At 70.6% G+C, this 25,606-nt stretch carries 6 protein-coding genes; 3 read left to right on the forward strand and 3 right to left on the reverse strand.

The window, feature by feature from the left end; all coding sequences use genetic code 11:
* The first annotated feature begins 71 nt into the window (after positions 1–71).
* Complete coding sequence (locus tag D7W82_RS41240) at positions 72–16,898, forward strand: non-ribosomal peptide synthetase/type I polyketide synthase (protein ID WP_233587255.1); 16,827 nt, start codon at positions 72–74, stop codon at positions 16,896–16,898.
* Positions 16,895–21,703 (forward strand): SDR family NAD(P)-dependent oxidoreductase, encoded by a 4,809-nt coding sequence (locus D7W82_RS42285; protein ID WP_120616837.1) that lies wholly within the window; start codon positions 16,895–16,897, stop codon positions 21,701–21,703. The genes D7W82_RS41240 and D7W82_RS42285 overlap by 4 nt, the downstream gene beginning before the upstream one ends.
* A gap of 10 nt (positions 21,704–21,713) precedes the next feature.
* Here the strand turns inward: D7W82_RS42285 and D7W82_RS02830 are convergent, their stop codons facing one another.
* On the reverse strand, positions 21,714–22,253 hold the full coding sequence (locus tag D7W82_RS02830) for a MepB family protein (RefSeq protein WP_120616838.1): 540 nt from the start codon (positions 22,251–22,253) through the stop codon (positions 21,714–21,716).
* A 123-nt stretch (positions 22,254–22,376) separates the two neighbouring features.
* On the opposite strand from D7W82_RS02830, the gene D7W82_RS02835 reads away from it, so the two are divergent.
* Positions 22,377–23,174, forward strand: a complete 798-nt coding sequence (locus D7W82_RS02835; protein WP_120616839.1) for an endonuclease/exonuclease/phosphatase family protein — start codon at positions 22,377–22,379, stop codon at positions 23,172–23,174.
* Positions 23,175–23,183: 9 nt separating this feature from the next.
* Here the strand turns inward: D7W82_RS02835 and D7W82_RS02840 are convergent, their stop codons facing one another.
* Together D7W82_RS02840 and D7W82_RS02845 are read right to left on the reverse strand one after the other, a co-directional pair.
* A complete protein-coding gene (locus D7W82_RS02840) occupies positions 23,184–23,570 on the reverse strand; it encodes a hypothetical protein (protein WP_120616840.1) in 387 nt (128 codons plus the stop codon).
* 8 nt (positions 23,571–23,578) lie between these two features.
* Positions 23,579–25,591, reverse strand: a complete 2,013-nt coding sequence (locus D7W82_RS02845) for an SH3 domain-containing protein (RefSeq protein WP_233587256.1) — start codon at positions 25,589–25,591, stop codon at positions 23,579–23,581.
* Positions 25,592–25,606: the final 15 nt, after the last annotated feature.

Below are 25,606 nucleotides of genomic sequence, written 5' to 3' on the forward strand. Positions count from 1 at the left end.
TGTGTTCACTTTCCGTCATTGCTAAGCCGAGCCCGCTTTTCGATCTGCTGTTTGGGGATGGGGACCCGGAAATGACGCAGCCGTCGCGCACGCTCACGCCCGTTGAATTTCTTGCTTCATTGATGGGCGTCGCGCCCGCTGAACTCGAACGCAAATCAGGGGTCCTGCTCGGAAACCTGGGCATGGATTCGCTGACGGCGACTCGCGTGCGCGGCTCGCTTTCGCCCATGCCGTCGTATCAGGTGCTCTATGGCCTGACCGTGGCGCAGGCGGCGGCGCTCATTCCCAGACTTGAAGAGTCCGTGTCTTCAAATCTGAGAAATGAGAACAGGCCTTCCGGCGCGGATGAGACCTTCGAGCTCACGCCGATGCAGGTGTCCTATGTGATTGGCGCCAGCCAGGACTGTCCCTGTCAGGTCTACTCCGAGTTCGACATCACCGACCTGGACGTCGCCTGTTTCCAGGAGGCGGTCCGCCGGGTCGTGGCGCGGCACCCCATGCTGCACGCGGTCATCGTGGAGGGCACCCGGCAGCGTGTCCTCCCGGAGCCCGAGCGACGCGAGCCCGTGCGGCTGGAGGCGCTCCCGGTGGTGGACCTGGAGCAGCGACGCCAGGAGTGCATGACGGCGTTCCGTTCCCGGACGAACCTGCACTGGGACCTCCAGTTGAGCCGCGTGGACGCGCGCACCGTCCGCGTCCACCTGCTGCTCGACATGCTCTTCATGGACGCCACCAGCGCCATGATCCTCTGCCGCGAGGTCGCCCGGCGCTATGCCGCGCTCCTGCGGCAAGACGTCTCGTCAGTGGCCGAGCCGGACGCGCTCGCGTTCCGGGACTACTGCGACCAGCTGGGGACGAAGCAGGTCTCCGCGGCGTCGCTGGACTACTGGACGGCCCGGCTGGACGCGATTCCCCCGCCGCCGCAGCTGCCGCGCCGCAAGGGTGGGAGTGGGCAGGGCGTGGACTTCCAGCGTGAGTCCATCGCGCTGGGCACCGAGCGCTGGAACGCGCTCAAGGCCCACGCGAGCGCGCTGCAGGTGACCTCCAACGCGCTGCTGCTGGCCGTCTTCTCGGAGGTGCTGGGGCTCTATGCCGAGGAGCCGGACTTCACGGTCACCGTCACCATGTCGGAGCGGCCGGTGTCGCTCGGCAACGACTTCACCGGCACCGTCGGCGAGTTCACCAACGTCCTGCTGTGTCCCATCACGGGCCGGTACACGGGCCTCGCGGAGCGGGCGCTCGCCATCCACCGCGAGCTGAGCCAGGGACTCGAGCACGGCGACCTCAGCGGGTTGGAGGGCGTCCGCATGCTGCGCAAGCACCGCGCGGATCCGCACCTGAGCTTCCCCATCGTCTTCACGTCCTTCCTCGGCATCATCGACTCGCCCGTGGACTTCGCGGGCTGCAGCACGGGCCTCCACTTCCAGCAGACGCAGACGCCGCAGATCACCCTGGACCACCAGGTCTACGAGCTGGACGGCGAGCTGCGCATCAACTGGGACTACGACAGCCAGGTCCATGACCGCGAGCAGATGCGCGACATGCTGGACTGCTTCCGGCACCAGCTGGAGCGCGTGGCCCAGGGCGACCTGAGCCCCTCCGTGCTTCCTCCCGAGGTGCTGGCGCTGCGCGTGGGCGCGAACCAGACGCACGTGGAGTTCGATGGCCAGCTGCCGCGCCTGCTGCACGGCCTGGTGCTGCGGGCCGCGGAGGCGACGCCCGGGGCCCTGGCGGTCATCGACCAGGACGTCCGGCTGACGTACGCGGAGCTGATGGCGCTGGTGCGCGCCGCCGCGGTGCGCTTGCAGGATGCCGGCGTGGGCCGGGGCTCCTGCGTGGCCGTGGTGATGGAGAAGGGGTGGGAGCAGGTCGTCGCGACGACGGCCATCCTGCTGACCGGCGCGTACTACCTGCCGCTCAACCCGAGCCACCCCGATGATCGCCTGCGGAGCATCCTCACCGTGGCGGACTGTGGCATCGCGCTGGTGCAGGACAAGTGCGTGTCGGAGGACCGTGGCTGGCATCGCGCGCAGGGCGGCTCGGACGCCATCCTCACGCTGAGCGTGGACCTGACGCTGGCGGCCCGGGAGGCCGGGCGCGTGCCTGCGCCCGTGTCGGTGGATCCGGAGGACCTGGCCTACGTCATCTTCACGTCCGGTTCGACGGGCGCGCCCAAGGGCGTGGAGATCTCGCACGGCCCCGCGGTCAACACGTGCCTGGACATCAACGCGCGCTTCGGGCTGGGGGCGCGGACGGTCACCTTCGCCATCTCCTCGCTCAGCTTCGACCTGTCCGTCTGGGACATCTTCGGGACGCTGGGGGCCGGGGGCACGGTGGTGGTCTGCAAGCCGGACGGGACGCGGGATCCGGACTACTGGTGGCAGCAGCTGCACCAGCACCAGGTGACGGTCTGGAACACCGTCCCCACCTCCTTCGAGATGCTGATCGCCGCGCGTCCGCCGGGCGCGGCGCTGCCCTTGAAGGTCGCGATGCTCAGCGGCGACGCCATCAGCATGACGATGGCGGACCACGCGCTGTCCCAGTTCCCGGACCTCCACCTCGTGGCCCTGGGCGGCGCGACGGAGGCCTCCATCTGGTCCAACTTCCACGTCATCACCCGGCAGTCGCGCGAGCTGGGGACGGAGCTGGTCCCCTACGGACGGCCCCTGTCGAACCAGACCATGCACGTGCTGGACGCGCGGTTCGGCTACAGGCCGGCGGGCGTCGTCGGGGACATCTACATCGGCGGCGTGGGCCTGGCGCGCGGCTACTTCCGCGACCCGGAGCTCACGGCCAGCAAGTTCCTCGCCGCGACCCCGTTCGGAAGGCTGTACGCGACGGGCGACCTGGGCCGCTACCTGCCCAACGGCGAGATTGAGATTGTCGGCCGCAAGGACTCGCAGGTGAAGGTGGGCGGCCACCGCGTCGAGCTGGCCGAGATCGAGCACTGCGCGGAGCGGCTGCCGTCGGTGCAGCGCGCCGCCGTCGTGCACCTGCCTGGGGAGGGCGGCCGGCTCGTCGGCTTCGTGACGGTGCGGGAGCCGGGCACGGATGCGCAGGCGCTGGAGGAGGCGCTGCGGCAGCACGCGGAGAAGTACCTTCCGGACTACATGGTGCCGCAGCGCTGGCGCGTCCTCGAAACGCTCCCGCTGACGGCCAACAGCAAGGTGGACACGCGCACGCTGCGGCAGCTGGCGATGGCCTCGCAGGCTCGCACCCAGGACAGCGAGCCGGTGGAGGGCAACAGCGAGGTCGCGCTCATCCTGCAACTCGCCGCGCAGGTGCTGGGCGTGCCGGCCAATGCGCTCTCCGCCACGCAGAACCTGGCGGAGCAGGGCCTGTCGTCGCTGTTCGCCGTGCGGCTCGTGAACCTGCTGTCGGCGGCCTGGAACACGCGCCTCTCCTACACGCTGGTCTTCAACCACCCGAGCGCGGTGAAGCTCGCCGCGTACCGGGCCGGGCGCGTGGCGCCGCGAGCTCCAGTGCGGCGCGAGGCCTCGGCGGTGGACGCGGCGGAGCCCATCGCCATCGTGGGCCGCGCGTGCCGGCTGCCGGGGGACGTGCTGTCTCCGGATGATCTGTGGGAGATGCTGCTGGGCGGGACGGACTGCGTGACGGAGGTCCCCGCGTCGCGCTTCGACATCGACGAAATCTACGACGCCAACCCGGAGGCGGTGGGCCGCAGCTACACGCGGCGCGGCGCCTTCATGAGCGAGGTGGAGAGCTTCGACCACGACTTCTTCGGCATCCCGGTCGCGGAGGCGCGCGCCATGGATCCGCAGCAGCGCATGCTGCTGGAGGTCACCTACGAGGCCTTCCACGCCGCCGGCTACGACAAGGACCGCCTGCGCGGCTCCTCCACGGGCGTGTTCATCGGGCAGATGAACTACGACTGGATGACGGACTTCGGCCACGTCACCGACTACGCGGGCACGGGCTCCGCGCCGTCCATCTCCTCCAACCGCATCTCCTTCGCGCTGGACCTCGCCGGCCCGAGCATGACCGTGGACACGGCCTGTTCGTCGTCGCTGGTCGCGGTGGATGCGGCCATCACCAAGCTGCGCTCGGGCGCGTGTCGCATGGCCGTGGCCGGCGGCGCCAACATGATCCTGAGCGCCACGCCCTACGTGATGACCTGTCAGGCGCGCATGCTGTCCGTGGACAGCCGCTGCGCGACCTTCGACAGCGCCGCCAACGGCATCGCCCGCGGAGAAGGCGTGGGCGCCGTCGTGCTCAAGCGCCTGAGCGACGCGCTGGCGGACGGGGACCCGGTGCTCGCGGTGATTCGCGGCTCGGCGGTGAACCAGGACGGGCGCAGCGCTTCGCTGACGGCGCCCAATGGCCTGGCGCAGGAAGCGGTCATCCGGCAGGCGCTGGACGTGGCGGGGCTGGAAGGACGCGACGTGGACTACGTCGAGTGCCACGGCACCGGCACGTCGCTGGGCGACCCGATTGAAGTCGAAGCGCTGAAGAACGTCCTCGGTGAGCGGCGTGAGAAGCCGGTGGTGCTGGGGGCCATCAAGAGCAACATCGGCCACCTGGAAGGGGCCGCGGGTGTGGTGGGCCTCATCAAGGCACTGGAGGTGCTGCGTCGCCGGGAAGCGCCGGGCAACGTGCACTTCAAGTCGCTGAACCCGAAGATCGACCTGGAGGGCTTCGCGGCCGTCATCCCCACCCGGCCGACGGCGCTGGGAACGACGGGGGCTCCCCTGGTGGCGAGCGTCTCTTCGTTCGGGTACGGCGGCACCAACGCCCACGTGGTGCTGGAGTCCTATGTGGCTCCCGCGCTGAGCCAGGAGCCGCCGCCCGCGGACTCGCTCTGGCTGTTCACGGGTCAGGGCTCCCTGGTGCCGGGAGCGGCGAAGGGCCTGTACGGAGCCAACGCTGTCTTCAAGGACGCGCTGGACCGCTACGCGGCGTTCCTGGAGTCGAAGGTGGAGGTGCCGCTGCTGAAGCTGCTGCTCTCCGACGACCAGGACATGGCGGCGCAGGTGCAGGAGACGCAGTACGCGCAGCCGGCCATCGTGGCGCTCCAGTTGGCGCAGGCGGCGATGTGGCGGGCGCGAGGCATGCGTCCCTCGACGGTGCTGGGGCACTCGGTCGGCGAGTTCGCGGCGGCGGCGGTGGCAGGGGTGATGAGCGCGGAGCAGGCGCTGGAGCTGGCCGCGCTGCGAGGCCGACTGATGTCGGAGTGCCCGCGCGGTGGAATGGCGGCGGTGCGGGCACCGGTGGATCAGGTCCAGCCGTTGCTGCCACCCGAGCTGGTGGTGGCGGCGGAGAACGAGCGGGCGACGACGGTGGTGGCGGGCCCGAAGGAAGTGCTGCACCGGTTCGTTACGGAAGTGCTGGGCGTCGGGCACACGATGCTGGCGGTGTCGCACGCGTTCCACTCGCCGATGATGGCGCCGGCGGCGGACGCGTTCCGCCAGCGGCTGGAAGGGGTGGAGCTGCGTGAGCCGCAAGGCGTGCGGTTCATCTCCACGCTGACGGGCGCGGTGGAGACTTCGCGGCTGTGTACGGCGGAGTACTGGGCGGAGCAGTTGCTGAAGCCGGTGCTGTTCCTGCGGGCGGTGGAGACGGCGTGGGCGCAAGGGCCGGCGAAGACGGTCGTGGAGCTGGGGCCGGGCTCCACGCTGCTCCAGTTGGCGAAGCGGAGCATGGGCGAAGCGGGGCCGCGCTGGGTTGTGTCGAGTCAGGCGACCCGTTGGCGCCCGGGGCCTCGGCTGTTCCGGAACGTGCCGCTGGGCTGGAACAAGCCGGTGTCGAAGTTCGCCTCGCCCAGGTCCGCTCCCGCCGTGGAGCAGGTCACCCCCGCGAACTGCGTCTACGAAACCACGTGGATGCCCCTGCCTCCCTCGACGGAGGGCGCCCGGAAGGCCGGCGCGCACCTGCTGCTGACGCGTGAGGCCTTGGCCGAAGCGCTCCCCGAGGGATGGCGGTCGGTGGTGGTGAAGGACGAGGCGGAGTGGCTGCCGGTGGTGTCGGGCCAGCGCTGGGCGACGGTGGCGCTCTGGGGGCACGGCACCGAAGAGGATGTGGCGCTGGGGCTTCGGCTGCTCCAGACGGCCCAGGCCGACCGATGGACGTTCGTGACCGGCGCGGGCAGCGAAGACGACGCGGGCCTGTGGGGCCTGGCGCGCGTGTCCCGGCTGGAGCGGCCGGACCTGCGGGTGCGCTGCATCGAGCAGTCGGACGGTCCGCTGGCGAAGGTGCTCTCGCTGGCTTCGAGCGATGACGCGGAGGACGAGCTGTCGGTGGACGGGGCCGGGGTGGTGCGGGTTCCCCGGCTGCGTCGCTGCACGGGCCTGGAGGGCACCGGGAAGCTGCCGGTGCGTCCGGACGCGACCTACGCCATCAGCGGAGGGCAGGGGGCGCTGGGCAAGGTGGTGGCCCGGCTGCTGGTGGAGCGCGGGGCGACGCACGTGCTGCTGCTGTCACGGACGTCGGCGGCAACGCTTTCGCCGGAGCTGGAAGCGCTGCGGGCGAAGGCGCGGGTGGAGTGCGTGGCGTGCGACGTGTCGCGTGTGGAGAGCGTGCGCGAGGCGAAGGCCTGGTTGGAGACGTCGGACTGGCCCTCCGTGGGCGGAGTCGTCCACGCGGCGGGAGTGCTGAGCGACGGGACGCTGCCGAACCAGTCCGCGGAGAAGCTGCGGCTGGCCTACGGAGCGAAGGTGCACGGGGCGCGGAACCTGCGGGACGCGTTCAGCCCGCCGGACTTCCTGGTGCTCTTCTCCTCGACGGCGGCGGCCCTGGGCTCCGCGGGGCAGGGCAGCTACGCGGCGGCGAACGCGACGCTGGACGCGCTGGCGCGGAAGTGGTCGTCAGCGGGCGAGCCCGTGCTGTCGGTGCAGTGGGGCGCGTGGTCCGACGGCGGCATGGCGGCGCGGCACGAGGCGTTCAAGCACGCGGAAGCCGAGGGACTGGGCAGCATCCGCGACTCGCTGGGCACGGCCGTGCTGGAGCGGTTGCTGGCCACGGGCAAGCGGGGAACGGTGTGCGTCTCGCCCATCGACTGGAGCCGGCTCACCCTGAAGGGCCCTCGCTTCGAGCTGCTGGCGGGGCCGGGTGGCTCGACGAAGCGGCAGACCTGGAGCCGTCTGGCGTTGCAGCAGCTGGTCCGCGACTGCGTCCTCCAGTTCATTCCGTCCAGCTCGGTGGAGGTCAACCGCTCCTTCATGGAGGCGGGCTTCTCCTCGCTGGACCTGGTGCAGTTCCGCCGGCAGCTGCTGGCACGTCTTCCGGACACGGTGGAGCTGCCGGTCCACTTCGCCTTCAACTACCCCACCGAGGAGGACGTCACCCAGCACCTGTTCGAACAGCTCCAGGCCCGGTCCGCGCCCACGGCGGACCCCGAGGGGCTGTGGACGCTGTTGAACGGCCGCACCCAGGGCCCGCCGCTCTTCCTCGTCGGCGGCGTCATGGGCACGGCGGAGAAGACCTTCGGGGCCCTGGCCGCCGCGATGTCGGTGCCGGTCTACGCCGCCATGCCGGGCATCCCGGCGGTCATCGACCCGGCGGTGACGAACCTGGAAGGGATCGCCGCGGAGCTGCGCCTGTCCATGGAGCGCACCGCGCCGGGTGAGGCCTACTCCGTCGGAGGCCTGTCCTTCGGCGCGGCCGTCGCGTTCGAGATGGGCCTGCAGCTGGAGCGCGAAGGCAAGCTCGCCCGGGTCGTGATGCTGGACCCCCGGCACATGCCGCCGTTCGTCGCGCCGGAGGGCCCCGCGCCCTTCGAGCTGCTGGTGCAGCACTACACGCCGTCGGACGTGGTCCGCTCGCCGGTGCTCGTCTTCCAGTGCGCGATTCCGCCGTGGGAGCGCCAGTCGGAGATGATGCGTGAGGCGTCGCGCTCCTTCCAGGATGACGCGGGCGCGCTGGAGCGCTGCCGCGCGATGTGCCCGGGGATGGAGCTCATCCGGAGCGACGGGCACCACTTCAACCTCCTCCACAAGCACGTTGAACCCCTCGCCGCGCGCATCGAGCGCGACCTCCTGGCCCCGCCCGCCCGGGAGCAGGGCACGGAGGCCATCGCCATCGTGGGCCGCGCGTGCCGCCTGCCCGGGGGCGTCCGTTCTCCGGACGACCTGTGGGCCATGCTGCTCGCCGGCAAGGACTGCGTCACCGACATCCCGGCGTCGCGCTTCGACATCGACGAGGTGTTCGACGCCAACCCGGACGTGGCGGGCCGCAGCTACACCCGGCGCGGCGCCTTCATGAACGAGGTGGAGGGCTTCGACCACGACTTCTTCGGCATCTCCGTGTCCGAAGCGCGGGCCATGGACCCGCAGCAGCGCCTGCTGCTGGAGGTCGCCTACGAGGCCTTCCACGACGCGGGCTACGACAAGAAGCGGCTGAAGGGCTCACCGACGAGCGTGCACATCGGTCTGGCGAACGACGACTGGACCACGATGGGCCGCGACCATGAGGCCCATAGCCCGCACTTCGGCGCGGGCGTCTCCGGGTCCATTGCCTCCAATCGCATCTCGTACCTGCTGGGACTCACGGGCCCCAGCATGACGCTGGACACCGCCTGCTCCTCGTCGCTGGTGGCGGTGGACCTGGCGGTGGAGAAGCTGCGCAACGGCATCAGCTCCCTGGCGCTGGTCGGCGGCGTCAACGTGATGCTGCACCACCGCATGTTCGTGAGCGCTTGTGCCACCAAGGCCCTGTCGCCCGCGGGCCGCTGCGCGACCTTCGACGCGGCCGCGGATGGCTACTGCCGTGGCGAAGGCGTGGGCGCCATCGTCCTCAAGCGCTTGAGCGATGCCGTGGCGGACGGCGATGAGGTGCTGGCCGTCATTCGCGGCACGGCGGTCAACCAGGACGGACGCAGCGCCTCGCTGACGGCGCCCAACGGCCTGGCGCAGGAGGCGGTCATCCGGCAGGCGCTGAAGGTCGCGGGCCTGGAAGGGCGCGACGTGGACTACGTCGAATGCCACGGCACCGGCACGTCGCTGGGCGACCCCATCGAGGTCGGCGCGCTCAAGAGCGTGCTGGGGGAGCGGCGCGAGAAGCCGGTGGTGCTGGGGGCGATCAAGAGCAACATCGGCCACCTGGAGGGCGCGGCCGGCGTGGTGGGCCTCATCAAGGCGATGGAGGTGGTGCGCCGCCGGGAAGCGCCCGGCAACGTGCACTTCCAGTCGCTGAACCCGAAGATCGACCTGAACGGCTTCCCCGCCGTGATTCCGACGGGCGCGACGCCGCTGGCGACAGGGGAGGACACGCGGCCGCTCGTGGCGGGTGTGTCGTCGTTCGGCTTCGGCGGAACGAATGCCCACGTGGTGCTGGCGTCGTACGGGAAGTCCGGCGCGGCGGCGGAGCGGCGTGCGCGCCTGGAGTACGCGCCGCGCTTCCTGCCGTGGCGGCGGCTGCCGCATCCGTTCCTGAGCCGCAAGGAGGAAGACGGCTTCGTGGCGGTGCTCGCGGGGGAGCAGGCGGAGCGCTGGAAGGACCACCGCATCGCGGAGCAGGTGCTGGTGCCCGCCGCGAGCCACCTGACGCTGCTGGGCGGCGCCGCGCTCCTGAAGCAGGGGCGCGATGCCTCCCGGTCCGTGGGCGTGGAGGTCCAGGACGTGGTGATGCCCCGTCCGCTGGTGGTGGGCGGAGCGAGCATCGTCCGCTGTGTCGCCAATGGCAGCCAGTGGAGCGTGCAGGAGGAGCGGGCCGGGAGCCGTGAGTTCGTGGCGAGCTGCCGGGCCACGCGCCTCCTGGGGAGTGCCGAGGCCGCTCGGGCGGACGTGGAGGTCGAAGCCGTCCGGAGCCGGTGTGCTCCGGCGGACGTGGAGGCGCTGTATGGCTTGCTGCTTCGCCAGGGCGTGCAGTTCGGACGCGGCTACCGCAACCTGACGCAGCTGCACCTGGGCGAGGCAGAGGCCCTCGCGCGGGTCGAGGTGGAGCATCCGTCCGTGATGGACCGGGGCCTGACGCTGATCCACCCGGCGACGTTGGACGCGGGCATCCAGCTGCTGGGCCTGTGGGGAATGAAGACCTGCGGGGTCTGCCTGCCCTTCAACGTCCAGAGCGCCCGGCTGTTCGTCGTGGAGGAGCAGCCGCGCGAGCTGTGGGCCTACGCCCGGGTGACAGCGAGCAGCGCGAGGAGCGTCGAAGGAACGGTGACGCTCTTCGGTGACACCGGCGAGGTGTACGCGATCCTGGAGGGCCTGACGTGCCGGCAGGCCAGCGTGGATACGCGAGTCCAAGAGAGTGTCTTCGAGACGGAGTGGGTGACGTCGGCTGCGACGCCACGGCTGCATCCGGAACAGGACGGCGCGCACCTGCTGCTGATGCGTGAGGCCGTCGAGGGACCGCTGCCCTCCGGCTGGCAGGCGCTGGTGGTGAAGGACGAGGCGGAGTGGCTGCCGGTGGTGTCGGGCCAGCGCTGGACGACGGTGGCGCTCTGGAGCCACGGCGCGGAGGAGGACGTGGCGCTGGGGCTGAGGCTGCTCCAGACGGCCCAGACCGAGCGCTGGGTGTTCCTGACGGAAGCGGGCAGCGACGGCGACGCCGGACTGTGGGGCCTGGCCAGGACGGTGCGCCTGGAACGCCCGGAGGTGCGGCTGCGCTGCATCGAGCACGCGGGGAGCACGCTGGCGAAGCTGCTCACGCTGGCGACGAACGATGACGCGGAGGAAGAGCTGTCGGTGGATGGGGCGGGAGTGGTGCGAGTCCCCCGCCTGCGGCGCTGCGCGGATGTCGGAAGTGCCGAGAAGCTGTCGGTGCGCCCGGACGCGACATACGTCATCAGCGGAGGGCAGGGTGCACTGGGGACAGTGGCGGCCCGGCTGCTGGTGGAGCGCGGAGCCACGCACGTGCTGCTGCTGTCGAGGACGGCGGGAGCAACGCCTTCGCCGGAGCTGGAAGCGCTGCGCGCGAAGGCACAAGTGGCGAGCGTGGCATGTGACGTGTCGCGTGTGGAGAGCGTGCGCGAGGCGAAGGCCTGGCTGGAGGCTTCGGGCTGGCCCTCCGTGGGCGGAGTCGTCCACGCGGCGGGAGTGCTGAGCGACGCGACACTGCCGAACCAGTCCGTGGAGAAGCTGCGTCAGGCCTACGGGGCCAAGGTGCACGGAGCAAGGAACCTGCGGGAGGTCTTCACCCCGCCGGACTTCCTGGTGCTCTTCTCGTCCGCGGCGGCGGTGTTCGGCTCCGTGGGGCAGGGCAGCTACGCGGCGGCGAACGCGACGCTGGACGCACTGGCGCGCAAGTGGTCGGCAGCGGGAGAGCGGGTGCTGTCAGTGCAGTGGGGTGCCTGGTCCGACGGCGGCATGGCGGCCCGGCAAGAGGCCTACAAGCGAGCGGAGGCCGGAGGCTTCGGCAGCATCAGTGACGCGCTGGGTACGGCCGTGCTGGAGCAACTGCTGGCCGCCGGCAAGCGGGGCGCGGTGTGCGTCTCGCCCATCGACTGGAACCGGCTGCGACTGGAGATGCCGCTGGTGTCGCGCTTCCGGACCAGGCGCGTCGAGACGCAAGGCCCGAAGCGCTCGGAGGCCAAGGGCGGCCCGACGATGGCGGAGTTGGTCGCGCTGGTGCGTCGCGCGGCGGCGGAGTCGATGGGCCTGCCCGCGGGCGGCCAGGTCATCGACGACGAGCCGCTGATGGCCCAGGGGCTGGACTCGCTGGGCGCGGTCGGACTGGCCCAGAGCCTCAGCCGCGAGCTGGGCCTGACGCTGGGCGCGGTGTTCGTGCTCAATCACCCGACGCTGGAAGAGATGGCCGCGGCGCTCGCCGCACGGCTGGAGAACTCGGCGTCGAGCACCCCGGCTCCGCGTCCTCGGATGCAGCGCTCCGAGGAGCCCATCGCCATCGTGGGCACCGCCTGCCGTCTGCCCGGCAACGTCCGCTCCCCGGACGAGCTGTGGGAGATGCTGCTCGCGGGACGGGACTGCGTGACGGAGATTCCGTCCTCCCGCTTCGACATCGACGAGGTGTTCGACGCCAACCCGGACGTGGCGGGCTGCAGCTATACGCGGCGCGGCGCCTTCATGAGCGGGGTGGAGAGCTTCGACCTCGACTTCTTCGGCATCCCGGTCGCGGAGGCGCGGGCGATGGACCCGCATCAGTGCCTGCTGCTCGAAGTGGCCTACGAGGCCTTCCACGATGCGGGCTACGACAAGAAGCGCCTGCGAGGCTCCCCCACGGGCGTCTTCGTCGGGGTCGCCAATCAGGACTGGATGATCGTCTGCGGGGAGACCGAGGCGAAGAACCCCTTCTTCGGGGCCGGCGTGTCGTCCTCCATCATGTCCAACCGCATCTCGTACCTGTTGGGACTCACGGGGCCCAGCATGACGCTGGACACCGCCTGTTCGTCATCCCTGGTCGCGGTGGACCTGGCGGTGGAGAAGCTGCGCGGCGGCGTGTGTTCGACGGCGCTCGTGGGCGGCGTCAACGTGATGCTGCACCACCGCACCTTCGTCGGCTGCTGCTCCGCCAAGATGCTGTCCTCCGAGGGCCGCTGCGCGACCTTCGACGCCTCCGCGGACGGCTACTGCCGGGGCGAAGGCGTGGGCGCGGTCGTCCTCAAGCGCCTCAGTGACGCGCTGGCGGACGGCGACGAGGTGCTGGCCGTCATTCGCGGCACGGCGGTCAACCAGGATGGACGCAGCACGTCCCTGACGGCGCCCAATGGCCTGGCGCAGGAGGCGGTCATCCGGCAGGCGCTGGACGTGGCGGGGCTGGAGGGGCGCGACGTGGACTACGTCGAGTGCCACGGCACCGGCACGTCGCTGGGCGACCCGATTGAAGTCGAGGCGCTCAAGACCGTCCTGGGGGAGCGGCGCGAGAAGCCCGTGGTGCTGGGGGCGATCAAGAGCAACATTGGCCACCTGGAAGGGGCGGCCGGAGTGGCCGGTCTGATCAAGGCGGTGGAGGTGGTGCGCCGCCGGGAAGCGCCTGGCAACGTGCACTTCCAGTCGCTGAATCCGAAGATCGACCTGAGCGGCTTCCCCGCTGTGATCCCGACGGCGCCAACGGCGTTGGGCAAGAAGGGGGACACGCGACCGCTCGTGGCGGGCGTGTCGTCCTTCGGCTTCGGCGGAACCAACGCCCACGTGGTGCTGGAGTCGTACGCTGGCGCGGTGGCGGAGCGGCGGGCGCGCATGGAGTACGCGCCGCGCTTCCTGCCGTGGCGGCGGCTGCCGCATCCGTTCCTGAGCCGCAAGGAGGACGGCGGCTTCGTGGCCGTGCTCGCGGGAGAGCAGGCGGAGCGCTGGAAGGACCACCGCATCGCGGAGCAGGTGCTGGTGCCCGCCGCGAGCCACCTGACGCTGCTGGGCGGCGCCGCGCTCCTGAAGCAGGGCGCGGACGGCATCAAGGCCCCTGGCGTCCAGGTGGAAGACATCATCATGCCGCGTCCGCTCGTGGTGAGCGGTGAAGGCACTCGGGTTCGTTGTGTCGAAAGCGGCGGCCAGTGGATCGTGGAGGGCGGGCAGGGAGCCTTCCCTGAGAAGGTGGCGAGCTGCCGCTCCGCGCGGGTCCTGAACAGCATCGACCTGATGACCAGCGACGTGGATGTTGACGCCGTGCTCGGCCGCTGCGCTCCGGAGGACGTGGGGGCGGTGTACGAGACGATGTCCCGGCTCGGGGCCGACTTCGGTCGTGGCTACCGCAACCTGACGCGGTTGCACCTGGGTGAAGAGGAAGCCATCGCGCGGATCGAGGTGGAGCACAGCTCCGTGGTGGATCGGAGCCTGACGCTGTTGCATCCGGCCACGCTGGACGCGGGCATCCAGTTGCTGGGCCTGTGCGGCCTGAAGACCTGTGGCGTCTGCCTGCCGTTCAGCGTCCAGAGCGCCCGGCTGTTCTCCGTGGAGGAGCAGCCGCGCAAGCTGTGGGCCTACGCCCGGGTGACGGAGCGCGGTGCCAGGAGCGTGGAGGGAACGGTGACGCTCTTCGGCGACACCGGTGAGGTGTATGCGGTCCTGGAGGGGCTGACGTGCCGGCAGGCGAACGTGGACACGCAGCTCCACGACAGCCTCTTCGAGACGGAGTGGACGCCCCAGGTGCCCGCGCCCAACCTGCTGCCCGTCAGGAGCGAGGGAACCGGGCTGCTGCTGTCGCGCGTGAAGATCGAGGGGGCGACGCCGCCGGGTTGGCAGGTGCTGATGGCGGAGCACGAAGAACAGTGGCTGCCGGTGGTGTCGGGCCAGCGCTGGACGACGGTGGCGCTCTGGAGCCACGGCGCGGAGGAGGACGTGGCGCTGGGGCTGAGGCTGCTCCAGACGGCCCAGACCGAGCGCTGGGTGTTCCTGACGGAAGCGGGCAGCGACGGCGACGCCGGACTGTGGGGCCTGGCCAGGACGGTGCGTCTGGAGCGCCCGGAGGTGCGGCTGCGCTGCATCGAGCACGCGGGGAGCACGCTGGCGAAGGTGCTCACGCTGGCGACGAGCGATGACGTGGAGGACGAGCTGTCGGTGGATGGGGCGGGAGTGGTGCGAGTCCCTCGTCTGCGGCGCACCAGCGACATTGGCACTGCCGAACGCCTCCAGGTGCGTCCGGACGCGACGTACGTCATCAGCGGAGGGCAGGGTGCACTGGGGACAGTGGCGGCCCGGCTGCTGGTGGAGCGCGGAGCCACGCACGTGCTGCTGCTGTCGAGGACGGCGGGAGCAACGCTTTCACCGGAGCTGGAAGCGCTGCGCGCGAAGGCACGGGTGGAGAGCGTGGCGTGCGACGTCTCGCGTGCGGAGAGCGTGCGTGAGGCGAAGGCCTGGCTGGAGGCTTCGGGCTGGCCCACGGTGGGCGGAGTCGTCCACGCAGCGGGAGTGCTGAGCGACGGGACGCTGCCGAACCAGTCCGTGGAGAAGCTGCGTCAGGCCTACGGAGCGAAGGTGCACGGAGCGAGGAACCTGCGGGAGGTCTTCACCCCGCCAGACTTCCTGGTGCTCTTCTCGTCCGCGGCGGCGGTCTTCGGCTCCTCGGGGCAGGGCAGCTACGCGGCGGCGAACGCGACGCTGGATGCGCTGGCGCGCAAGTGGTCCTCGGCAGGCGAGCCGGTGTTGTCCGTGCAGTGGGGTGCGTGGTCCGACGGCGGCATGGCGGCCCGGCAAGAGGCCTACAAGCGAGCGGAGGCCGGAGGCTTCGGCAGCATCAGTGACGCGTTGGGCACGGCGGCGCTGGAACAGCTGCTGGCCGCCGGCAAGCGGGGCGCGGTGTGCGTCTCGCCCATCGACTGGAACCGGTTGCAACTGGAGCTGCCGCTGGTGTCGCGCTTCCGGACCAGGCGCGTCGAGACGCAGGGCCCGAAGCGCGCGGAGGCCAAGGGCGGCCCGACGATGGCGGAGCTGGTCGCGCTGGTGCGTCGCGTGGCGGCGGAGTCGATGGGCCTGTCCGCGGGCGGCCAGGTCATCGACGACGAACCGCTGATGGCGCAGGGGCTGGACTCGCTGGGCGCGGTCGGACTGGCCCAGAGCCTCAGCCGCGAACTGAGCCTCACGGTGGGCGCGGTGTTCGTGCTCAATCACCCGACATTGAAGGAGCTGGCCGCGGCGCTCGCCGCACGGCTGGAGAGCACGACTCCGAGCACGCCAGCCCCTCGCCCCCGGACGCAGCGGCAGCCGCGGCGCTCCGAGGAACCCATCGCCATCGTGTCCCGTGCTTGCCGTCTGCCCGGAGACGTCCTGTCACCGGACGAGATGTGGGAGATGTTGCTCGCGGGGCGGGATTGCGTGACGGACATCCCCTCGTCCCGCTTCGACATCGACGCGGTGTACGACCCCAATCCGAACGCGGTGGGACGCAGCTACACCCGGCGCGGCGCCTTCATGAACGAGGTGGAGAGCTTCGACCACGACTTCTTCGGCATCCCGGTCGCGGAGGCTCGCGCCATGGATCCGCAGCAGCGGTTGCTGCTGGAGGTCGCCTACGAGGCCTTCCATGCCGCCGGCTACGACAAGGAGCGCCTGCGCTCGTCACGCATCGGCGTGTTCGTGGGCCAGATGAACCACGACTGGGCGCACATGAACGGCGAGGACCAGCTGTCGGATCCGTTCTTCGGCGCGGGGTCGTCGGCGTCCATCACGTCCAATCGCATCTCGTACCTGCTGGGGCTCACGGGGCCCAGCATGACGCTGGACACCGCCTGTTCGTCGTCCCTGGTCGCGGTGGACCTGGCGGTGGAGAAGCTGCGCGGCGGCGTGTGTTCGGCGGCGCTGGTGGGTGGCGTCAACGTGATGCTGCACTCCCGCTCGTTCGTGGGCTGCTCCGCAGCCAAGATGCTGTCCATCCAGGGCCGCTGCGCGACCTTCGATGCGGCCGCGGATGGCTACTGCCGTGGCGAGGGCGTGGGCGCGGTCGTCCTCAAGCGCCTCAGTGACGCACTGGCGGATGGCGACGAGGTGCTGGCCGTCATTCGCGGCACGGCGGTGAACCAGGACGGGCGCAGCGCTTCGCTGACGGCGCCCAATGGCCTGGCGCAGGAGGCGGTCATCCGGCAGGCGCTGGACGTGGCGGGGCTGGAGGGACGCGACGTGGACTACGTCGAGTGCCACGGCACCGGCACGTCGCTGGGCGACCCGATTGAAGTCGAAGCGCTGAAGAACGTGCTGGGGTCCCAGCGGGACAAGCCCGTGGTCCTGGGCGCGGTGAAGAGCAACATCGGCCACCTGGAGGGCGCCGCGGGTGTGGTGGGGCTCATCAAGGCGGTGGAGGTGCTGCGCCGCCGGGAAGCGCCCGGCAACGTGCACTTCAAGACGCTGAATCCGAAGATCGACCTCGCGGGCTTCTCCGCCGTCATTCCGACCCGGCCCACGGCGCTGGGCCGGAACGGTGAGAAGCGGCCGCTCGTCGCGGGTGTCTCGTCGTTCGGCTTCGGCGGCACCAATGCTCACGTCGTACTTGAATCCTGGGATGCGGCCGCGTCAGGCCGGGCGAATGCGTTCGCGAAGGAAGTGGGGGGCAGGGAATGACCGTGCTTTGGATGTTCACCGGACAGGGCTCGCTGGTGCCGGGAGCGGCGAAGGGCCTGTACGAAGCCAACCCCGTCTTCAAGGAGACGTTGGACCGCTACGCGGCGTTCCTGGAGTCGAAGGTGGAGGTGCCGCTGCTGAAGCTGCTGCTCTCCGACGACAAGGACATGGCGGCGCAGGTGCAGGAGACGCAGTACGCGCAGCCGGCCATCGTGGCGCTCCAGTTGGCGCAGGCGGCGATGTGGCAGGCGCGAGGCATGCGTCCCTCGGCGGTGCTGGGGCACTCGGTCGGCGAGTTCGCGGCGGCGGCGGTGGCAGGGGTGATGAGCGCGGAGCAGGCGCTGGAGCTGGCCGCGCTGCGAGGCCGGCTGATGTCGGAGTGCCCGCGCGGCGGCATGGCGGCGGTGAGGAGTCCGGCGGACCTGGTCCGGCCGTTGCTGCCAGCGGAGCTGGTGGTGGCGGCGGAGAACGAGCGGACGACGACGGTGGTGGCGGGCCCGAAGGACGCGCTGCACCGGTTCGTCACGGAAGTGCTGGGCGTGGCCCACACGATGCTGGCGGTGTCGCACGCGTTCCACTCACCGATGATGGCGCCCGCGGCGGCGGCGTTCCGTCAGCGGCTGGAAGAGGTGGAGCTGCGCGAGCCGCAAGGCGTGCGGTTCATCTCCACGCTGACGGGCGCGGTGGAGACTTCGCGGCTGCGCACGGCGGAGTACTGGGCGGAGCAGCTGCTGAGTCCGGTGCTGTTCCTGCGGGCGGTGGAGACGGCGTGGGCGCAAGGGCCGGCGAAGACGGTCGTGGAGCTGGGACCGGGCTCCACGCTGCTCAAGCTTGCACAGCGCATCGTGGGCGAGGCCGGGCCGCAATGGGTGGCATCGAGTCAGGCGCTCCGGTGGGGACGAGGGCCCGGCTTGTTCCGGCACGTCCCCTTGGGATGGGCCCGGCCCGGATCGAAACCGGGAGCCGCCAAGGCCGCGCCGGTGGAGCAGGCGACACCCGCCACCTGCGTCTATGAGACAGCGTGGACGCCCGTTCCGCCAATCGAGACACGTCCCAGCGGTAGCGGCGCACACCTGCTGCTGACGCGAAGGACACCGGAAGGAGAACTGCCCGCGGGCTGGCAGGCGGTGGTCGTGGAGGATGAGGCGCAGGCGCAGGCCGCGCTGTCCGACCAGCGCTGGACGACGGTGGCGCTCTGGAGCCATGGCGCGGAAGAGGACGTGGCGCTGGGGCTGCGGCTGCTCCAGACGGCCCAGGCCGACCGGCGCGTATTCGTGACGGAAGCCGGGAGCGAGGACGACGCGGGCCTGTGGGGCCTGGCGAGGACCTTCCGTCTGGAACGTCCGGACCTCCGGGTGCGCTGCATCGAGCAAGCGGGGAGCACGCTGGCGAAGCTGCTCACGCTGGCGACGAGCGATGACGCGGAGGACGAGCTGTCGGTGGACGGGGCGGGAGTGGTGAGGGTTCCCCGCCTGCGACGCACGAGCGACATCGGCACCGCCGAACGCCTCCAGGTGCGTCCGGACGCGACGTACGTCATCAGCGGAGGGCAGGGCGCGCTGGGCAAGGTGGTGGCCCGGCTGCTGGTGGAGCGCGGAGCCACGCACGTGCTGCTGCTGTCGCGCACGGCGGGAGCCACGCTTTCGCCGGAGCTGGAAGCACTGCGCGCGAAGGCACAAGTGGCGAGCGTGGCGTGTGACGTCTCGCGTGTAGAGAGCGTGCGCGAGGCGAAGGCCTGGCTGGAGGACTCGGGTTGGCCCACGGTGGGCGGCGTCGTCCACGCGGCCGGAGTGCTGAGCGACGGGACGCTCCCGAGCCAGTCGGTGGAGAAGCTGCGTCAGGCCTACGGAGCGAAGGTGCACGGAGCGAGGAACCTGCGGGAGGTGTTCAGTCCGCCGGACTTCCTGGTGCTCTTCTCGTCCGCGGCGGCGGTCTTCGGCTCCGTGGGGCAAGGCAGCTACGCGGCGGCGAACGCGACCCTGGATGTGCTGGCGCGCAAGTGGTCCTCGGCAGGCGAGCCGGTGTTGTCCGTGCAGTGGGGTGCCTGGTCCGACGGCGGCATGGCGGCGCGGCACGACGCGGCCCGGCGCGCGGAGACCGGAGGCTTCGGCAGCATCAGCGACGCGCTGGGGTCCGAGGTGCTGGAGCAGCTGCTGGCCACCGGTAAACGGGGCGCGGTGTGCGTCTCGCCCATCGACTGGAGCCGGCTGCGGCTGGAGTTGCCGCTGCTCTCCCGTCTCCGGCCCAAGGGCAGTGGGAGTCCGGCCCGGCCGGGGACCGAACCCGCTCCGAGCGCCACCCTCGTCGCGGCGGAGGACCTGCTCGCGATGGTCCGTCAGGCGGCTGCTGAGTCCGTGGGGCGGCCTGTCGCGGACGACGCGTCCCTGCTGGACAGCGGGCTGGACTCGCTGGGCAGCGTGTCCCTGCGCAACCGCCTCGCCTCGCGCCTGAACGTCGAGCTGTCGGCGGCCTTCGTCTTCGAATACCCGAGCATCAGCACGATGGCCCGTCACCTGGCGTCCCTGGCGCCTCGCGCCGCCGTGGCAGCGCGTCCCGTGGCCTCGGCGCCCCGGCCCCAGCTGCCGGTGCTGGTGATTGGCGCGGGGATGGGGGGCCTCAGCTTCGCCCGGCAGTTGGAGAAGGCCGGGACGTCCGTGGTCGTGATGGATGCGGCTCCGCGCGTGGGCGGCGTCTGGCGCACGCTGGCCAATGCGTCGTCCAAGCTGCAGATCGACTCGCCGGCCTACGACTTCGACAGCACCACGATGCCGTCGCCCGGGGGCCACAGCTGGAGGACGAGCTTCCCCTCACAGCAGGAGATCCTCACCGGCTGTCAGGACATGGCCGGGTCCCTGCTGGGCCCCGTGTATCTGGAGTCGCGCGTCCAGGCCGTGCGCAAGGTCGCGGACGCCGAATACGAAGTCACCTACCAGCGCGCAGGGCGGACGCAGCGGATGCGCGTGTCCGGCGTGGCCGCGATGACCGGCGGCCTGCACCGCCCCCGCCAGCACACGTTCCCGGGCGAGGACGCGTTCCAGGGGCACATCGGGTTGGGCATCTCCAACGACACGCCGCTGGCCTCGTTCCAGGGCGCCTCGGTGGTCATCGTGGGGCACGGCGCGTTCGCCGTGGAGAACATGCGCACCGCCCTGGAGAACGGCGCCCGGCACGTGACGCTGCTGTGCCGTCAGCAGCACATGGTGCTCTCCACGTTCTGCAACTGGCTGCTCAACTCGAGCAAGGGCGTCATGCCCGTGTCCGACGTGGTGAGCGTGATGCGCCCCTTCTACGCCGCGTGTGGCGTGGACGTGGAGTCTCTGGACTGCCTGGCGCGTGACGCGACGGGAGAGTGGACGATGGACCAGTCCACCGTTCCCGCCGGCTCCGACCTCTACTTCCTCGCCCAGCGCATGGGCCGGCTGCGCATCGTCGTGGGAGAGACGGACCACCTCACCGCCGACGCCGTGGTGACCCAGGCGGGAGAGACGCTCAAGGCCGACGTCTTCCTCAAGTGCCTGGGTTCGCACACCGATGATTCGGTGCTGCTCGGCCTCTTCGGGGAGGGCAGCCGCGTGCAGGGGTTGTGGATCAACGGCGACCCGAACCTCATCACCTACAACGACGGGGCGCAGGTGCCGCGCAGGGTCCGCTCCCTGATGTGCGCCAGCTACGCGTTCTTCGTGCAGGCCTTCGCGCCCGCCTACGTGCACTTCCGAGACGACCGCGACGCGCATGCGCGCGCCCTGGCCCGGCTCACCTCCGCGTCATCCACCAGCACCGACGCCGAGCGCGTGCTGCTGGAGCTGTGGGACTTCATCGAGCCGGCCAAGCGCGTGCTGTCCGAGCGCACCCTGGAGCTGCTCCCCTTCGAGCGCTTCCAGGTCGAGCGGGAAGCCGAGTGGGAGCGCTACAGCCGCATGCTGGGCGGCACCGGCGAGGAGGGCCGCGAGCTGTGGGCGCTGCTGGGCCCGGCGCTCTCGCTCGTGCACCGCCGCAACCCGCGCGCGCCCGTCGAGCAGCGCAGCCGCCACCCCCAGCTGGGCGACCTGTCGGTGTTCGTGCCGCGCCGCCCGAGGGTGTTGTTCCTTCCGGGGCAGGGGACCAACGCGCGCCTCGCGCGGATCCTGCTGGAGCGGACCGGGTGGATCGACCGCTCGCATCTGGACTTCGTCGTGCCGGACGCGCCGTACGAGATGCCGGCCTTCACCAACGCGCTGCAACTGGAGCAGGTGGGCCTGAGCCAGCTGGTCAGCACGGGGCTCTACGACAAGGGGGCTCGCTACCGCGAGTGGCGCGCGGGCTTCGAGGCGCTCTACGCGCGGCACCACCACGGCACCGCGTTCGAGGTGACCCCGGAGGTCCGCGAGCAGTGGGCGCTGACGTTGGGATACCTGCGCGAGGTGGTGCGGAGGTACGGGCCCTTCGACGGCATCGCGGGCTTCTGCGAGGGAGCGGCGGTGGCGTCCGTGGCGCTCCACCTCCAGGCGCGTGGAGAGGACCAGGGCCTGGGAACGGTGCGCTTCTTCGTCGCCATGTCGCCCTGGCGCTCGCCGCTTCATCAGGAGGAGGGGCTGTTCCGCCCGGACCGGCCGTTGTCGCTCCCCATGTTGCAGATCGTGGGGGAGAACGACATGGACGTGTTCCTGGGGGCGGCGCCGCACTTCTATTCGGACTACGCGCGCGCCACCGAGTTCCGGCATGCGGGACAGCACGTCTACCCGCCGTTCACCCCGGGGCTGGAGGTCCAGCTGCGCCAGCTGGTCGACTCGGGCGCGGAGGGCTGGGACCGCAGGACGGCGCCCTGAGCGTGGGGGCTCACGCGGCGAAGAGCTGGCGGAGCCGGGCCTGTCCGGTGCCCACTTCGAGTGGCAGCGAGAGGAAGTATTGAAGCTGCCACTTCTGGGTGCGGATGGCCTCCGGCACCACGGGCTTGGACCAGGGCGGGTAGACGCGGATGGCGCGTTTGCCGCCCTGCTGGGCGCGGGACATGACGCCCTTGTCCAACAGCGTCTTCCGGGGGAACACGAACTGCCCGCGGTGCGTCGCATCGGCCACGCTCACCACGACGATCGCCACGCCGTCATCGCTGTCGAGCGGGGCGATCTCCGCGCCAGGGGTGGGGCGCTTCCACAGCGTCACGAACTGGCCGATCTTGGTGGGCGTCGTCTTGGCCACACGGAAGACGACCTCCCGGCCATTGAGCCCCAGGCGGCAGGCGCCATACTCGGCGCTCTCTTCTTCGCGCACCGCCTGGGTCGTGACGGTCATCCCGGCCGGCACATAGGCATCCTGGATGGCGGCGAGCAGGTCCTGTGGAAGGTGACCCGAAGCGGGGTCATGGAGAAGCGGGCTCATGGGGCTCCTGAAAGGGCAGTGGCGCGCGGAGTTAAGAGGGCCAGGGGCCCGCCCTGTCAACCCCGGAGTCCTTCAGCCGACGAAGGCCCCGCCGTAAGATCGCGCAGGGGTAGGCTGCCCGGCATGCCGCTGAAGGTGATGACGCTCAACATCCTGATGGGAGGCGAGGACCGGATGCCGCTGCTCCTGGCCCTCATCGCCCGTGAGAACCCGGACGTGCTCGTGCTGCAGGAGTGTCTGGGCTGGGAGGACGGCGAGCGGCTCCGTCAGGTCGCCGCCGCGCTCGACCTCCCCGCCACCGAGGCCCACGTGCGGCTGGGCACCGCGCGTCCCCGTCCCAGCGGCAGCCGCTACCATGTCGCCGTCGCCAGCCGCTTGCCCCTGCGCTCGGTCCGCGCCCACGCCAATGCCCACTTCATCGGCCACTGCCTCCTCGAATGCGAGCTGGAGACGGGCGCGGAGCCGCTGACCCTCTTCGCGGCCCACTTCGACTCGCACCATGAGGCCCTGCGCTTCGTGGAGGCGCGCTACCTGCGCTCCCTGATCGACCCCGCTGCCTTCGGTGCCCGGGACTTCATCCTGGCCGGGGACCTCAACTCGCTGTCTCGCGCGGACCCCTATCCGGTGGACCTGGCCGACCGCGTCCGCCGCGCGCGGGTGGACAAGTACGGCCACCCGCCACGCTTCGACGTCATCGATGACCTGGAGTCCTTTGGCTGGCTGGATACGCTGCGCCTCAAGCCAGGCTCCTCCCCGTGGGCCACCGCCCGGCGCCAACGCGAGGGAGAGGTCATCGACTTCCGCACCGACTACGTCTTCGCCTCACCCGCGCTGGCCCGGCGGCTGCTCGTAGCTCACGTGGTGGACGTGGGCTCGGCCTCCGACCATCACGCCGTTACGGCGAGCTTCAGCGACGCGTGAGCCAACCCCTCACGCCAGTTCATGGCGCTGGAGGGACTCCGCCTCCGCCACGATGGCCGCGCGGATCTTCCCCTTCAGGGCCGCCTCGTTCTTGAGCACATCCTTGAGCGCGGCCGTCTTCCCGTAGAACACCCAGGTGGAGGAGTGGCTGCCTCCGCTCGGAGTGGAGACCCGCACCTCGAAGAAGCGCTCCAGCTTGCCCTTGTCCCCCGTCAGTGGGGCCACGCGGAACTCGACATCGCCTACGCCGTCCACGAGCGCTCCGCCCGCGAAGCGCGTGCTCAGCGCGGTGAACGCCCCCGTGTCGGGCACGCCCTGGAGCGCGCGCCCCGACAGCTCGTGGAGCGCGGCGCCAATCGCCTGTTGCAGCTTCTGTTCGTTCAGGACGATCTGCATGGGGCTCCTCAGGGTTGCTTGTATTTGGCCTTGATGGCCGCGATGGAGCGCTCGAGCGCCTGGATCCGTTCGATGCTCAAGACCGGACTCAGCCCCGGGGGCAGCGGGGGCGTGTTGGACGCCTGCCCGAGCTCCATCATGCGGGCGTGGATATAGGCCTGATTGAGGTACTGGAGGTATTGCGCCTGCTGCGCCTCGGTCAGCGCGGACATGGCCGTCTCCACGGGCTTGACCAGGTTCTGGAGCTCGACCTCCGCGGCCTTCGGCACGTTGCGAACGAGCGGCTTGCCCAGCATCACGTCGTAGGGGATGTGCTCGGCGTTGGCGATCGTCAGCACCTCCTTGCCGATGATCTGCAGCTCGCCCCGGACCCCGTTGCCATGCTTCAGGTAGGCGCACACCACCGTGTAGCCGCTGTCCATCAGCTTGGATTCGGTGATGCGCAGGGGCGGCTTCCCGCCTTCGAACGCCGCGATCTGCAACGCCTCCAGGTGCTCGGCGGTGAAGTAGGGCTTCCCGCCGGGCCCATGGAGGTTGTTGATCTCGATGACCTCCACCTCCCCCAGCCGGATGGCCTCCGCGAGCCGGTTCACCACCCGCGTCATCGCCGCTGGTGAGGTGTCCGACAGGACGAGCCGCGTCCCAATGGCGTCCCAGAGGTGGGTGATGGCCTCCTGGACGGTGGAGACCTTCGCCCCGAACCTGTCGACCGCGCGTTGCAACCGGTTGGCCGCGGAGACGGGATCCTTCGCGCGCGCCTGCACCGAGCCCATCTCCTTGAACACCCGTGCAATCAGGTTGCGAGCGGGCGTCAGCTCCTTCTCGTAGAGGGGCGCGGCCTGCTCGGCCAGCTCCGCGATGGTCGGCGAGGGAGGCTTTTCGCGCTCACGCAGGCGCTTTACGACCTGGCTGGGGCCGGGCACCTTGGACTTGCCCGCCGAGTGATTGGCGGCGCGTTCCTTGAGCCAGGACGAAAGCCGGGTCGAACCGAAGGCCTTCTCCACCGCGGTGCCCTTGAGCGCCTTGAGCGCGGCGCCAACGCCCTTGGCCGCGGCCCACATCGCCAGGGCCTCGACCAGGACGCCCGCGAGGACCCCGATGGTCTCGGCCAGCTCTTGCGCCGCCTCGTCCAGCCGCTGCGCGTTCCCGCGCGCGTCCCACACCTTGCTGAAGAACTTCCCGAACGCGGCGCCAATCTTCTTGAGCGAGCTGAAGATCCAACTGGCCAGGAAGGCCAACCCCATCCACTCCAGGAGCGCGAGCCCCACCTCGAACCCCGCGGCCGCACCCGGCGCGGCCCCCGCTCCGCCCGCGAGCGCTCCCAGCGCGGCGCCCACCGCCGTGCAGATGGCGAGGAAGAGGATGGCGCCCACCGCCATCTCCAGGAGCGCGATGAGGACGGTGCGCAGGGCCTGCTCGACGTGCCGGGTGACCGCCTCGGGGATGTACTTCAGCGACAGTTTGATGGCCTCCCAGATGTCGCTCAGCAGCTCGGACACCCGCTGGAAGCCGGCCGCGAACGCGTCCACCACGTTGAAGCTGTATGAGCCCGAGTTGACGCTGCCGCGCAGCCCCTTGGCGAACTCCTTGCTGGGGATCCAGATGTATGTGTCGGCCTTGAACTCGAGCGACTTCCAGCCCGCCGTGGTGTTGGGAATGGCCCGCCGGTTGACCTGGGCGAGCACGGCCACGAAGAAGCGCAGGTCCGCGCCCCAGGCGTGCGCGACGTCGCCGTAGTAGGCCTCCGCGATGGCGATGGCCGTGCCACTCACGCCGCTGACGACCCGGTGGAGCCGGGCGTTCGGTTCGGGCATCGGGTGGCGCGGCGCGGACCAGACGTAGTCAGCGGAGACGAAGCCCACGCGCCCGTCCCGCGTGCTCACCGACAGCCAGCCGCCGGGCATCTGCGCGATCACCTGCACGGGGGTGTTGAACGCCAGGCTCCCCAAGACGTTGTTGCCCTGCTCGGGGCTGGAGCGCAGCTGGAGGGGCGGCGCCTTGTTCCACATGACGATGCCCACTCCTGTCTCTTATAC

This window comes from Corallococcus sp. CA049B (assembly GCF_003611685.1).
GTDB classification, from domain to species: domain Bacteria; phylum Myxococcota; class Myxococcia; order Myxococcales; family Myxococcaceae; genus Corallococcus; species Corallococcus coralloides.